This window comes from Bacillus sp. BR3(2024) (assembly GCF_039134555.1).
Lineage (GTDB): Bacteria > Bacillota > Bacilli > Bacillales > Bacillaceae_G > Bacillus_A > Bacillus_A cereus.
This window is the reverse complement of record NZ_CP152433.1, coordinates 2,439,450-2,452,134: the sequence shown is the minus strand read 5'-3', so window position 1 is coordinate 2,452,134 and position 12,685 is coordinate 2,439,450. Positions and strand designations below refer to the sequence as shown.

The window sequence follows — 12,685 nt, the reverse complement described above, 5'->3', positions numbered from 1 at the left end:
CTTTTCATAAAACCAATGTGCTATTTCCCTACTTTCCGTGGTATACTTATAACAACTTATTTTTCGAAAAGGACCCACTGCCATGGGTCTTTTTACTTTGCTTCACATCACTCCAAGCCCAGTGTTTTATCGGCTCATAAGTTATGTAAAACAACCATGAACCACATGCAATTAATATCGCTAATATAGCTAATGATGTTGTATCTTCCACTAAATCACTTCCTTTTGTGCTTCAAGCCAAGCTTCTAAATCCTTTTGCAAGAAAAGTAATTTACGACCTTCCCTAATCACTGGAAAATGTGGGTGATTTGCTAATTCATACATTCTACAAACTGCTATATTGAGGTAAGCAGCTGCTTCTTTCACCCTCATTACCTTGTTTGGTTGTGATTGTTGTTGGAATGAAGCTAAAGCTGCTTGAATTTCTTCGCGAACAACTTCACGGATTGACTCTTTAATGATTTGATCTAATCCCATTTTTTTGCTCCTTTCTAATTTACTTAACCAAACATAACTTAACTTAAGGTTAAGTTATGGACAAAAAATTTTAATTGCATCTAACTTCACTTTAAAAAACTCAGCAATTTTCACAATTAAATCATAATAAGGTCGACGCTTCCCGTTTTCTATATACCAATAATAAACTTCAGTAATACCAACGGCTTCAGCTACTTCCCTACATGTATATCCCTGTTCTACACGTAGCTGCTTTAGAGTTTTCATAAACAACTCCTCTCTTCCGTTTTTGTTGTTAATTACATAATAACTTAACCTAAAGTTAAGTTCAAGTGTTTCCTAAAACTTTTTTCGAAAAAATTACCTTTCCACTTAACTGATAGTTAATATATAATGACAGTGTGACACCATAATAGTAATTAAGAAAAAATAATTTCATATAAAATAAACTTGGGGTGTTTTTTATTATGTTTAGTCATGAGAGATTGAAATCATTAATTGAAAAGAAGAGCATCACCCAACAACAGTTAGCTGATGCAATTGGTGTTAGTCATGTTTCTGTTTATAATTATGTTGAGGGAAAAAAAGCACCCGGTACACGTACACTTCAGAAGATAGCAAATTATTTAAAAGTAACCACAGATTATTTGTTAGGTTTATCTGATTCACCAGATTTAACAGCGGGCGAAGACTTACAGTTAACAAAAGAAGCACACGAAATTCTTCAGATCATTAATGACTTACCTGAAGAACAACGAAAAAAAGCGTTAGAGCAATTAGAGATGTTTGTGAACTACGAAAAATCTAAAGGAAATATGTAGTGTAAAAAGACTATCCAAAAAGTTAGATAGTCTTTTTTACATAACTTTTTCTTTTTTGGATTCACTCAAACAGATAGAAAATAATTTCTCTTTTGGATTATCCTCTTCTTGCAAAAGTAATAAAGCTTGTTTAATTAAATTAACTTCCCCTTCTTTGCTCTTCATCTTCTTCAATCTCCCTCTTTGAGTTTTGGTATTTTTTTACAATAATTTCTTTTTTCTTCTTTCAGCAAAAAAAGAAATTTCTCCTAAAACTACAAATGACATCGTCAATTAAGACGATGTCATTTGTAATATATATAAACTTATTATGTATTTTACCAGCCGCCACCAGGGTCAACCATCATGTGTTGAATTGTAGGTTTTAAATCATTTGTACTAGGTTTTTCTTTTATAGAATCAGTGTTAATGAATAATGTAGCAGCTATTAATAGCGCAGGAATGATTGTAATTATTTTTTTCATAATTTCACCTCTTTCCGAAGACAATTATACCAATTATTCAAATTAAACCCAAGTGTATTTTTGGTAAATTCGAATAAAATATATTCCCTGATTTTTGACACATCAAAAGAGAACGTTTCATTAACTCTTCTTTTTTAGTACCTTCATATGTTAAACCTAAATATGCAGTCTGTATGTCTGTTAACCTTCCATTCTTCTCTTTTAATTGAATCAATAGTTTTCTCGCTTCAATCCTCTTACCTTGTTTAATCCTTAAATATGCTAGTTCACCTGGATGAACAACATCTATGCTACTAATTTCTTTATCATGATGAATCTTTAAAAATGATAATGTATGCTGCACCATTTTTCTTTTTCTCTCAATTCCATTAATCTTACTATCCCCAAGCACTTCAAGAGTCTTTTCCAAATAATATTTTGCTTTCTCATATTCATTCGCTGAAAAAATATACGATTCTCCTAGCTTTAAATATGCATTTACTTTTGGAAAAGAAAAAAAGTTATCCCATTCAAGATCATCTAATAGTTCCATGCTAACATGCCTTGCTTCAATGACTTCACCACCCTGCAACGAAGTAACCGCAATGGCTTCTTTATATCGTAATTTATAACATTCTCGAATGTACCTATTACTTATTTTATTTAGTTTTATTTCAAGAGATTTTAATCGCTCATTTAAAGAAGTAAAATTACCCGATTGATATTGCGCTTGACATAATAAAATCTCAATTAACACTTCCATCTCTGAGGTTCTTATTGATTTACTTTCGAGGCTTAATGCCTTATGGTACTGTATAGCATCAATCTCACCTATATATCGTCTATATATAATTCGATACACATTAGCAAATTCTCTATTTTCTGCTACCTTTGATTGTGATTCACTATTTATAATATTAATTAATAGATTAAACTTTCCCCTTAAAGCTAAATCCTCCATTGCCTCACGTAAGTTTTCTGATTTTGGTTTCGTAATATTTATATAATCTGTTAATAAATTTTCTTGAACCTGTATGCCTTTGTTTAATAGGATGACTGTCTTAGAAAGAAAGCCAAAACTCATGTCTGTGTTACCTTTAAAAACTTTTGTAACAGTACTTGGCTTAACTCCCCAATAATTTGCTAGTTTATTTTTCCTTATTCCAGCTGCACATAACTCTTTTTCAATTTGATTTAGAGCTTTCCACATGTTTTGTCCCCCTTATTGGAACAAGACACACTTCCCTATCATGAAAACGCACCTTAATGATGAATTACATCTAAAAGTTGTGTTATACTAGCCGTATATGTTACGCATAGTCGTAACTAAAAGGCTCATGGCAAATGTTTTCCCTACTACAATTAGGGCAAACGGTGTAAAAGTGTTCCCAGCACAATTACACACGCTATGGGTCTTTTTCGTTCCTTCAAATTATATTATTAAGAATATTCTATCACAAATAACCCAAACATCTATTCTCTCATATTCTGAAAATACTTGAGAAAGTTAAAAATATTAATATATTCCTTGTTTTGTAAACTTCCTAAAAAAATATGCAATATTGCATTTAATAATCGGAGTAGACATTTCACTATTGTTTAACAACAGATGAATCCCCCTACACTATAACTGAATTTATTTTTATATGGTAAAATATATCCATCGCTGATATGTCCAAACATGTAATTTTCATAGCAGCAAAATTACAACTAGACTTATACAACATGATTCAAAACAAATGAAGGAGTGTTTTAAGTGAAAGGACATATTCGAAAAAGAGGAAATAAATACTGTATCGTTATTGATATCGGTCCTGATCCAGAGACAGGAAAAAGAAGACAAAAGTGGTTTTCTGGGTATAAGACAAAAAAAGAAGCACAGGCTGATGTGGCAAAGAAAATTACAGAGTTGAATGAAGGAACTTTTATAGAGCCATCTAAAGTTACACTAAAAGATTACCTAAATCATTGGCTAGAAATTAAAAGTATGAGCATAGAAAGGAGTACCTTTGCTGGCTATAAGGCATTTATCAACCAACATGTTATACCTAGTATAGGAATGGTTGCGCTCCATAAATTAAATGTTATACACATTCAAAAATGTTATAAGACTGCGATAGATAAAGGGATTGCAAACAATTCTATTCTGCTTATGCATAGAATTTTAAAGAGCGCTTTAAACCTAGCCGTAAAACAAAATATTATTTCTCGAAATCCAGCAGATTTTGCTGAGATACCTAAAAAAGAAAAAACCCCTATCCAGACTTGGACAGAGGAAGAAGTAAAAAAGTTTTTAGCTCATTCACAAGAATCACGATATCACATTGGGTATCTACTTGCAATAACTACAGGTATGCGTCTGGGAGAAGTTCTAGGGTTACGATGGCAGGACATTGATTTTGAAAAACATACTGTTACAATAAATCAAACATCTGGTCATGACAATAAAATCAAAAAAACTGCAAAAACAAATTCATCAAAACGTACAATTCCTGTACCTAATGAAACAATAGCAGCCTTAAAAAAACATAAAATTTTAATCAATAAAGAGAAATTAAAGTTTGGCTCTGCTTATCTAGATCAAGATTTAATAAATTGTAATGAGTTTGGAAAAATCATAAAAAGAGCACATTTCAGAAAAAGTTTCATTAGGATGACACACAAAGTAGGTATAAAAGAAATTAAATTCCATGATTTAAGACATACACACGCCACTCTACTATTGAAACAAGGAGTTAACCCTAAAATCATCAGTGAGCGATTAGGTCATACAGATATTTCAATGACATTAAGTGTCTATTCTCATGTTTTACCGAATATGCAGGAAGAAGCAGTTAAAAACTTCGGTAAAAGTATCTTTGGATAACCTATGTTTGCAAAATGTTTGCATTTTATCAAAAAAAGTCAAACAAACGTTGTCATATCAAGGTTTGTTTGACCTATCATCTTATATTCTTGATAAAATCTCCGAATCCCTATTGAAATATTTAATAATGGAGCGTTCTCACCACCGCGGGTTATGCATTCGAATCGATATACATAGGAGAAAAAATCTTGTGTTTTTTCATCTTTTATCGGCCCTGACATCGCCTCACAAATATTTTGTGATCTAAGAGGGGAAAAATAGATTTCTTCTGCATTTGTATTTTCTAAATATATAGGACGCTCACAAAAAATATGTGAGATTAAAGCGGGCACCCACTTAGAATACGTTTCATTATCATGTAGTACTGGCAAATGAGAAATCAAATCGGATTGCCATTCATATTTTGGTGGTTCTACTAATCTATTTGGTTTCCAATCATGAATAATCTCATACCAACTTTGAAAAATATAATCGAGCTGCTCTTGTCTAATAGGTTCTTTCGATACAATCCATGGTGTATTTTCATTTAATACGTACGGGTTATGCTGAATAAACAATATATCCGAAAACATATCATACAATCTTTCATTCAAACGTTTCAACTTACTCGTTAATAAAAATGTCTTATAATGTATCTCTACGATGTCCAGCCATTCAATAGGAAAGTATATAAATGATACCTTTTCATTTAAAAGGGGTTCTACTATATTTTCAAATGTTAGCAGCCTTAATTTTTTCATAAAATGATTGCTTCCTTTCTTCAGTTGTCTTGATTATCAAAAAGCTAGAACAATAGTTACTTAATCTAATCCATTTAAACCAAGTATTTAAAAGAAACGTAAAAACTGTTTATCTACATAAATTATTATCAAACCGACTCATTTAAAAATTCAAAGTAATTATCATGTATAACACCTCTATTATATTTGAATTTCAATACATTCGAATTATACATTATACTTAATGCATTGTACTTTTCATTTACAATATCTTTACAAAAAAACCAAAAAAGAACACCTTAATTCGGTGCCCTTTTTACAAATATCAACCTTTATGTAATTGAACATATAGATAACAGTAATCCCCCAAATGAAATTGCTCCTAGTAAACCTACTACAACTCCTGTTAAACAAATACAATCAGCAAGACAAATAGAAGACTGCGATAATGGAACAAATGACCTACTTGTACTCGAACCATATTGTTTTATTTTCTCATAATTCACATCTAACATTAGATGTAAACATGTTACACCATCCTCAATAGTATGTAGAGGTTCTTTTTCTAATCGCTCCAATAATTTACTATCAAAAGCAACTGATAGAGGATACTGCTTATCTAATTTCATATTTTGATAAATTAGTTGCAAACGAGATAATATATTATTTTTCTTCTTTTCAGATGTTACTGTACATTTCATATTATTAAATTCATTTAATAACAGTGATAATTCATCTCTTTTTCCGTATAAATCTTTAGCTATTTTTCTCTTTAGTTTATACGAATGGAAAATAGATTTTAGTTCAACCATATTCATACACTTCCTAATTACATAGTATTTACCCTATTATTTTGTAGATAAACAGTACTTTTTAATCTTATTTAAAATACACTTAAGCAACTTCATTTACTATCGATTAACATTACATTAACCTTACACGGTTGTAATAAAATCATTAGCTAGAAGGAAGCAATGCCTAAACTAGACAGATATTTAATAACAAAACCATAAGAAAAAAACAATGATTAGATTTTAAATCTAGTCATTGCTTTATCCATCACATCTTGATTACATCTATATATCTTATTGTTACTCTTTCACTTGAATGATTGAATATATCCATTAAAAATGGCTATATTCTTTGTCGGCACGTACATATATAAAACTAATGTTTTTTAATTGATAAGGTGAAACTTTAATTAGCCCTCACCAATTGTGCTTTTATGGGTAGTCCGCCACCTAACTTCTCTTTGCTCTCGCTGAATTTTTTTGGGGATGTTACTGCCCGCAACTAGCAAGATAGATGTTATCAATATTCATACGTTACAATAGTACCGGTAGTATCAGTAAAACCATCAAAACAGTTAGAGCAACCACCACAGCCTCCACAACCGCCACAGCCTCCGCAACCAAAACAACCGAAGCAACCAATACAACGGAAGCCACCACAACGGAAGCCGCCACAACGACCTCCACCACAACCGCCACAACGACCACAACCGCCACAGCGACGAGCAGCATCTTCAATATAGTAATATGGATATTGGTTTTGCTGGTCCCAATAGACAATATTTCCAGACCGGTAATCATTAAGGCTTAACGCTTGTAGTTCTTGTTGAAACTGATTCATTTTCATAACCTCCGTTTATAAAATACAACCTCATCGATACTTCCCTATATTCCTGTTCGTTACATCTAAGTAGAAATAACGCTATAAACTAAGTTCAATACGTACACCAACAAAGTATGACTTATCACTAGATGATGCACCTTGTTCATATACCTATTTTTACTATGGGCTCATTTTTATAAAGTGAAACTTTAATCAGTGGGGTTTTGTTCATCCCCTACCTAACTTCTTTGCTTCCGCTGAATTTTGAGGTGGGGGGCTTACTGCCCGGCAAATAGCGGGATAAATAAAAATTAAAAAATATGAATTCTAGCGTCATATCTTCATACTTACTAAGTTCAATTAATTTCTCAATAATTATGATGCCATATCCTATATATTTCCGTCTGCTGCTTAGATTTTTCTGTACTGTAAATGGCTTTCGCTATAACACCTCCAAGTGACCGGTTTCTATGACGGATAAGAAATTCCAACAAAAAAAGCCCTAATTAGGGCTTTTCATTCTATTTCTCCAGCAAAACTCTCTATGAAATTGCTAATTGAAAAAAGACACATTTAGATTGATGCGTCTTTTTGTGATGCCTCTTTTGTGAAATCATATAAAGCAATTGCGCCTAAAAGAACAAGTATCCCTTGAGGAGCATCTAGCAAAATAGTTTTCCAAATTTCTGGAATTACCCATTTAATATCTGCCGCTGTTTCAAGATATGCTTGGAAATAGCTGATTGTAAAATTAATTATCCCTAAAAATACAAATAACGATAAACCAAATCGAATTAATTTCTTATTTGTAAACATATAACACCTCTCAAAATTCATTGGATATTCCTGCTTTTGCTTCTTTATATTTCCATATCTCTATATCTGATTTTAACACATAAAGAGCTCAAAAAAATACGATATGCATATTTGCATATCGTATTAACAACACTCCATGATAATTTAGAAATTCCTGCAAAGAAAAAACAACTCCGTTACAGCTAATAGCTCGGGTTTCTTTTCTTATTTAACTTCATACCACCAACATTTACGTTCTTTAATTGTAAAATAAATGTGGCAGAAGTTTATCCAGTTAATGCGTAGACAAGTAAATGAGCTAAATTATCGATATTCTATTTCGCCATATCCGTAGCACTAATGACTTTACGCAAATTTGACAAGAAAAAATATATAGATAGGTATGATCCAGACCTATCTATAACATTACTTCTATTCTTTATCCAATTACGTCTTTTACGTCTGTATCCACTGGCCACTTTTCTAATGTATAAGCCATTTCCCAAAATGAATATTCATATTGACTGCTAATAATAAAATGCTGTTTCATACGTTTGCGGTCTGCCTCTGTTACTTTTTCAGCGATAGTATCTAAACGTGTAATTTGTTCTTCAACTAGCGTACGGAACCAATCAGATCCATAAGCAGAAATCCATTCGTTATAAATTGGCTCTTCCGGCTGGCACTCTTTTAAGCGTTCGCCAATTTCATAATACAACCAATAGCAAGGTAAAATTGCTGCAATGATATCTCCTAAATGCCCTTCATACGCAGCACGATACATATGTGAAGTATACGCATATGCAGTTGGCGCAGGAATAAAATTATCTTTTTCTTCTTTCGTTATCCCTAGTTTTTTAGCAAAATTCTCATGTAAAGATAACTCTGCTTCATATGTATTTTGAGCATGATGTGCCATACGAGCTGTCGTCTCTAATTCAAGAGCTTTTGCAGCTCCTAAAGTTTGTACTCTAGCAAAATGACTCAAATAATATGAATCTTGAAGCACATAATAACGAAAACTAGCTAAATCTAACGTTCCTTCACCAAGTTTTTTTACAAAAGGATGGTTAAAACTCGCTTCCCAAATTGAATCTACTTCTTTACGTAATGATTGTGAAAAAGTCATTTAAATCCCTCCAATAATGTATAAAATATAAGTATTTATCCACAATTATTAAAGCTGTAAAATAAAAAAACTTTCTTTACAGGCGTAAAGAAAGTGAAATTGACAGTATTTATTTACTCATTAAATAGCAACGTCTTTCCCACTTCCCTACGCTGGCATTAACCAGATCAGGTACTAAGAGTCTCAAAATCACATTTGATCTCAGCCTATAAAAGGCCCCCCTAGTGGATAAATATTTTGTTTTTATAATGTATTCATCATAGCATACTTCGTGAAACTGTCAAAAGAATTCGTAATATAATCTCCTTAAAACCCTTCTTCATTTCTAACTTTTAATGATGTTTCAATAATCATATCTAATAGTTTGCTATAACTAATTCCCGCTGCTTCTGCACTTTTGGGCAATAGGCTTGATTGTGTCATCCCTGGTAATGTATTAATTTCCATTACATATGGAATTCCGTCCTTCATCATCATATCAACTCTTGCATAAACACTACATTTTAATGCTTTATAACAAGTCAGTGAAGCTTTATTTACACGTTCCTTAATTTCTGCTGGAAGTTCGATAACTTCCTCAACCGTACTAGTATCATCATATTTTGCATTGTAATCAAAGAACTCGGCTGCATGTCGAATTGAAACTATAGGTAACTGTTTTCCATCCAGAATAGAACATGTAATTTCATCACCTTTTATATACTTCTCAATTACTACTTCAGAATCCCATTCGAATACAGTTTCTAGCATTGAAATCAATTCATTTTTATTGTAAACGATTTTCACCCCGACACTCGATCCGCCAGAGTTTGGTTTTACCACTAATGGAAATCCTAACTTATCTAACTCATCAAGATTTAGATCCTCCATTTTTGTAAGTTCAATCCAATCTGGTGTTTCTACACCTTCATAACGTAAAATCTTTTTCGAAATATTTTTATCCATACATATACTGCTAGATAACATATTACTTCCGCTATAAGGAATCCCTAAACTCTCCAGTGTTCCTTGAACTGTCCCATCTTCTCCGTATTTTCCGTGTAATGCGAGCAATGCAAAGTCAATGTCTTTCGCTTTTTCAATTAAATCCATTTTTTCGTTTAATGTAATTGGAACTATTTCATACTTATTTTTATCTAAATGAGCAATCATTTCATTCCCCGTCATAATTGAAACTTGTTTTTCAGACGATACCCCGCCCATAATAACACCGATTTTCATTTTCTCAACTCCAAATTTCATTTTTTAATGTATCACCAATTATTTTAATTCCACGAACTATTTCTTCTTCTTTCAAGCGCGAAAACCCTAATCGGAAAGTGTTTGCTCCTTCTCCATCAGAGTAAAAAACATCTCCAGGTGAAAACGTAACGCCTTTCTCATAACACTTTTGTAAAAGTGTGCGGGCATTCATATGCTCTTCTAGCTCTATAAATAAATGAAGTCCACCATCTCCAGTCATTCTTTTAAAAGGAATGTACTGGTTACATGCCCCGACAGCTAACTCATATTTTTTCTTATAAACAGATCTTGCCTTTTTTAAATATTTTTCAAAATATCCCTCATGTAAATATTGAAACAGAACAGCTTGATCTAGCGTAGATGTGTGAATCGTTCTTGCTCTTTTTACGCTTTCTAAATAATGAATCAGCTCTTTATCTGCAATAATCCAGCCTACACGTAAACCAGGGAAAAGCACCTTTGAAAAGCTACTAATATAAATCACATTATTGCCAGCTCCCGCAAAAGTTAATAATGGAGCTAAATGTGAACCTGAATAACGTAATTCTTCATTAAATCCGTCCTCTATAATAGGAACGTTGTATTTTGAGAATAACCTCATCAATTCCGTTCTTTTCTCTGAACTCGTAACAATACCGGTTGGATTATGATAAGAAGGAATTAAATAAGCAAAATCAAAATCTTTTTCACGCAAACTTTTTTCAACTTCATTCGTATCAATACCATCCTCATGCATATCAATCCCATGAACTTCAAGTCCATGTAAACGGAAAAGCTTAAGTGCAGCATGGTGAGTTGGATTCTCACAAATGACACGACCGGATTTTTTTGATAAAGAAGAGAGTACAATATCCAATCCTTCTGTAAATCCATTTGTAATTAGAATATCTTTATTCGAAATGTCTACACCTTTCATTTCCATGTAATGAAGTAAATAATTCATTAACGGTCTATATCCCTTTGCATATCCGTAGTTCAATACGATGTCCCCTTCAATGGACATACGAGTAAGAAAAGCTCTTTTGAAATTTTCAACATCAAATAGCTTCTCATCCGGGGCTATACTATTAAAAACAATCATTCCCTTTTCCCAACGAACACCATGTTTCATTAAATCTAATTCGTCCGCTAATGCGGTCACTGTATTAAGTTTATTTTTCCAATCTATTTCAACAGACGAAGTGTTAGATATATCCACCTTGGCAACAAAGTTCCCTTTTCCTTTAACTGCATAAATGAGTCCTTCTTGCTCTAAATCTGCATAAGCAGCGAGTACAGTGTTTCTACTCACACTTAGTAATTCACTTAGTTCCCTTGTTGATGGGATTTTTTGATCCCCGAGCAAATGCCCTTTCATAATCATTTTCTTCAAATAATCTTTCAATTGAATATAAACGGGACGTTCTTTAACAACTTTAAAATCCTTAAACAATTTCTTACCCCCTGCAATCATTTTTGCATATTTATTTCATTCTCAAAAGGTCCACGGCATATGTATTTTTTATAAAGGGCGGTACGGTCTTACAAATCTTTTCGATATAAGTTTATTACATCTTTTAAAGCTGCAGCTGCAGCGCCTCTTGGATTAGAAGCCCCACCAATTGTAGTAACTTGTCCCATCGTATCTGTAAAGAACGTAATTCCTTTTTCGGTTCCATTTACTTTTGCTAACGGATGATCTTTTTCTATTTGGCACGGTTCAACATTTAAATTCACATTGCCTCCCTCATCCTTATATGTTGATGCTATTAATTTAATAATTTTATGTTGTTCCTTAGCATTTCGAATTTGCTGTTTTGTAACGTGCTCGATTCCTTTTATATGTATATCAGTAAGTGTTTTCTCTGTTTCCATTAAGCTGTTTGTCAAAAGTAACAATTTACACGCACTATCTGAACCACTTATATCTAATATAGGGTTTGTCTCAGCAATTCCTTTATTTTGTGCTTCTTTCAGTGCTTCTTCAAATGTCATATCTTCCTCATACATTTTCGTAAGAATATAATTAGTTGTTCCATTTAATATTCCTTCTATTTTTTCAATACTGCAACCGGCTAAACTAGATTGTCCGATGTCTAGTGTCGGTAGTGCAGCGGCTGTTGCACCGCTATATCGAATTCGTATATTTGCGCCTTTTGCTGCTTCATTTATTTCTCTCCAATTTGTAACGAGCGCACCTTTAGAAATTGCTACTATATCCATCTGTTTTTCAATCGCTTGTTTCATATATTGTTTCCCTGGATTTCCATCTTTAAGATTTGTAACTGTTGATTCTACCAATACAGTACCACTTATGCTAGTTGTTGCACGTTCCTTCGGATGATACTCTAAATATTTTTCAATTGCAGCGGTACCGCCACCATACATTAATAAATGATGAAGTGATAAGCCGTCTTCATTATGTATTGCAATATTTCTCCCTAATACGCCGCTTACAACTAATTGAATCCCATATGTTTCATATATATATGAATATTTTTCATTTAATAATTTTATAAACTCTCTGCCTACTGTTCCGTATCCTGATAATACAACTTGAATTTTCATAATATCCCCCCATATTTTTCTACCAAATCCCTCTTTCAATATAATATAAAGCG

The 12,685-nt window shown here is 32.6% G+C and carries 16 protein-coding genes, 1 pseudogene and 1 riboswitch; of the genes and pseudogenes, 2 read left to right on the top strand and 15 right to left on the bottom strand.

Features of this window, described 5'->3' with window-relative positions; translation table 11 throughout:
- Nucleotides 1–46: 46 nt before the first annotated feature.
- From V7S45_RS12590 to V7S45_RS12580, 3 genes are read right to left on the bottom strand one after another with little or no spacing between them, the layout of a single operon-like run.
- Nucleotides 47–211 (bottom strand): hypothetical protein, encoded by a 165-nt coding sequence (locus V7S45_RS12590; RefSeq protein ID WP_202822734.1) that lies wholly within the window; start codon nt 209–211, stop codon nt 47–49.
- On the bottom strand, nt 211–477 hold the full coding sequence (locus V7S45_RS12585; protein WP_000522030.1) for a helix-turn-helix domain-containing protein: 267 nt from the start codon (nt 475–477) through the stop codon (nt 211–213). Before V7S45_RS12585 ends, V7S45_RS12590 begins: the two co-directional genes overlap by 1 nt.
- Before the next feature lie 54 nt (nt 478–531).
- Nucleotides 532–723 (bottom strand): helix-turn-helix transcriptional regulator, encoded by a 192-nt coding sequence (locus V7S45_RS12580; protein ID WP_000854271.1) that lies wholly within the window; start codon nt 721–723, stop codon nt 532–534.
- 200 nt (nt 724–923) lie between these two features.
- On the opposite strand from V7S45_RS12580, the gene V7S45_RS12575 reads away from it, so the two are divergent.
- The gene (locus V7S45_RS12575; protein WP_000491236.1) at nt 924–1,277 is read left to right on the top strand and encodes a helix-turn-helix transcriptional regulator; all 354 of its coding nucleotides are present in this window, start codon (nt 924–926) and stop codon (nt 1,275–1,277) included.
- 36 nt (nt 1,278–1,313) lie between these two features.
- Here the strand turns inward: V7S45_RS12575 and V7S45_RS12570 are convergent, their stop codons facing one another.
- The 3 genes from V7S45_RS12570 to V7S45_RS12560 all read right to left on the bottom strand — a co-directional run bounded on the left by V7S45_RS12570 (nt 1,314) and on the right by V7S45_RS12560 (nt 2,930).
- Nucleotides 1,314–1,442, bottom strand: coding sequence for a hypothetical protein (locus V7S45_RS12570; protein ID WP_000836783.1), 129 nt, complete (start codon nt 1,440–1,442; stop codon nt 1,314–1,316).
- 152 nt (nt 1,443–1,594) lie between these two features.
- Nucleotides 1,595–1,741: a hypothetical protein gene (locus V7S45_RS12565; RefSeq protein WP_000720921.1), complete on the bottom strand. Its 147-nt coding sequence runs from the start codon at nt 1,739–1,741 to the stop codon at nt 1,595–1,597.
- A 37-nt stretch (nt 1,742–1,778) separates the two neighbouring features.
- The gene (locus V7S45_RS12560) at nt 1,779–2,930 is read right to left on the bottom strand and encodes an AimR family lysis-lysogeny pheromone receptor (protein ID WP_063264024.1); all 1,152 of its coding nucleotides are present in this window, start codon (nt 2,928–2,930) and stop codon (nt 1,779–1,781) included.
- 546 nt (nt 2,931–3,476) lie between these two features.
- Here V7S45_RS12560 and V7S45_RS12555 point away from each other — a divergent pair.
- A complete protein-coding gene (locus V7S45_RS12555) occupies nt 3,477–4,586 on the top strand; it encodes a tyrosine-type recombinase/integrase (protein ID WP_342761858.1) in 1,110 nt (369 codons plus the stop codon).
- A 38-nt stretch (nt 4,587–4,624) separates the two neighbouring features.
- On the opposite strand, the gene V7S45_RS12550 is transcribed toward V7S45_RS12555, so the two are convergent.
- From V7S45_RS12550 to V7S45_RS12510, 9 genes and pseudogenes are all read right to left on the bottom strand, one after another.
- Nucleotides 4,625–5,326: a DUF3962 domain-containing protein gene (locus V7S45_RS12550; RefSeq protein ID WP_243821005.1), complete on the bottom strand. Its 702-nt coding sequence runs from the start codon at nt 5,324–5,326 to the stop codon at nt 4,625–4,627.
- Between the two features lie 311 nt (nt 5,327–5,637).
- Complete coding sequence (locus V7S45_RS12545; protein ID WP_025687515.1) at nt 5,638–6,123, bottom strand: hypothetical protein; 486 nt, start codon at nt 6,121–6,123, stop codon at nt 5,638–5,640.
- A 209-nt stretch (nt 6,124–6,332) separates the two neighbouring features.
- A pseudogene (locus V7S45_RS12540) lies at nt 6,333–6,467 on the bottom strand (site-specific integrase); the annotation flags it as partial.
- A gap of 149 nt (nt 6,468–6,616) precedes the next feature.
- Nucleotides 6,617–6,937, bottom strand: coding sequence for a heterocycloanthracin/sonorensin family bacteriocin (locus tag V7S45_RS12535; RefSeq protein ID WP_001071364.1), 321 nt, complete (start codon nt 6,935–6,937; stop codon nt 6,617–6,619).
- Between the two features lie 555 nt (nt 6,938–7,492).
- Nucleotides 7,493–7,756, bottom strand: a complete 264-nt coding sequence (locus tag V7S45_RS12530; RefSeq protein ID WP_088344664.1) for a DUF3937 family protein — start codon at nt 7,754–7,756, stop codon at nt 7,493–7,495.
- A 397-nt stretch (nt 7,757–8,153) separates the two neighbouring features.
- A complete protein-coding gene (gene tenA / locus V7S45_RS12525) occupies nt 8,154–8,843 on the bottom strand; it encodes a thiaminase II (protein ID WP_000144509.1) in 690 nt (229 codons plus the stop codon).
- A 127-nt stretch (nt 8,844–8,970) separates the two neighbouring features.
- Nucleotides 8,971–9,076, bottom strand: a riboswitch (TPP riboswitch).
- A 73-nt stretch (nt 9,077–9,149) separates the two neighbouring features.
- The gene (locus V7S45_RS12520) at nt 9,150–10,064 is read right to left on the bottom strand and encodes a D-alanine--D-alanine ligase (protein WP_342761857.1); all 915 of its coding nucleotides are present in this window, start codon (nt 10,062–10,064) and stop codon (nt 9,150–9,152) included.
- Between the two features lie 4 nt (nt 10,065–10,068).
- On the bottom strand, nt 10,069–11,517 hold the full coding sequence (locus V7S45_RS12515; RefSeq protein ID WP_000471644.1) for a PLP-dependent aminotransferase family protein: 1,449 nt from the start codon (nt 11,515–11,517) through the stop codon (nt 10,069–10,071).
- An 89-nt stretch (nt 11,518–11,606) separates the two neighbouring features.
- On the bottom strand, nt 11,607–12,632 hold the full coding sequence (locus V7S45_RS12510) for a homoserine dehydrogenase (protein WP_025687518.1): 1,026 nt from the start codon (nt 12,630–12,632) through the stop codon (nt 11,607–11,609).
- Between the last annotated feature and the right edge of the window lie 53 nt (nt 12,633–12,685).

Bases quoted from the DNA above. Each gene is read 5' to 3' on its own strand.
- V7S45_RS12585 (WP_000522030.1), bottom strand. From the start codon at position 477: ATGGGATTAGATCAAATCATTAAAGAGTCAATCCGTGAAGTTGTTCGC.
- V7S45_RS12580 (WP_000854271.1), bottom strand. From the start codon at position 723: ATGAAAACTCTAAAGCAGCTACGTGTAGAACAGGGATATACATGTAGG.
- V7S45_RS12575 (WP_000491236.1), top strand. From the start codon at position 924: ATGTTTAGTCATGAGAGATTGAAATCATTAATTGAAAAGAAGAGCATC.
- V7S45_RS12570 (WP_000836783.1), bottom strand. From the start codon at position 1,442: ATGAAGAGCAAAGAAGGGGAAGTTAATTTAATTAAACAAGCTTTATTA.
- V7S45_RS12565 (WP_000720921.1), bottom strand. From the start codon at position 1,741: ATGAAAAAAATAATTACAATCATTCCTGCGCTATTAATAGCTGCTACA.
- V7S45_RS12560 (WP_063264024.1), bottom strand. From the start codon at position 2,930: ATGTGGAAAGCTCTAAATCAAATTGAAAAAGAGTTATGTGCAGCTGGA.
- V7S45_RS12550 (WP_243821005.1), bottom strand. From the start codon at position 5,326: ATGAAAAAATTAAGGCTGCTAACATTTGAAAATATAGTAGAACCCCTT.
- V7S45_RS12545 (WP_025687515.1), bottom strand. From the start codon at position 6,123: ATGAATATGGTTGAACTAAAATCTATTTTCCATTCGTATAAACTAAAG.
- V7S45_RS12535 (WP_001071364.1), bottom strand. From the start codon at position 6,937: ATGAATCAGTTTCAACAAGAACTACAAGCGTTAAGCCTTAATGATTAC.
- V7S45_RS12530 (WP_088344664.1), bottom strand. From the start codon at position 7,756: ATGAATTTTGAGAGGTGTTATATGTTTACAAATAAGAAATTAATTCGA.
- tenA (WP_000144509.1), bottom strand. From the start codon at position 8,843: ATGACTTTTTCACAATCATTACGTAAAGAAGTAGATTCAATTTGGGAA.
- V7S45_RS12520 (WP_342761857.1), bottom strand. From the start codon at position 10,064: ATGAAAATCGGTGTTATTATGGGCGGGGTATCGTCTGAAAAACAAGTT.
- V7S45_RS12510 (WP_025687518.1), bottom strand. From the start codon at position 12,632: ATGAAAATTCAAGTTGTATTATCAGGATACGGAACAGTAGGCAGAGAG.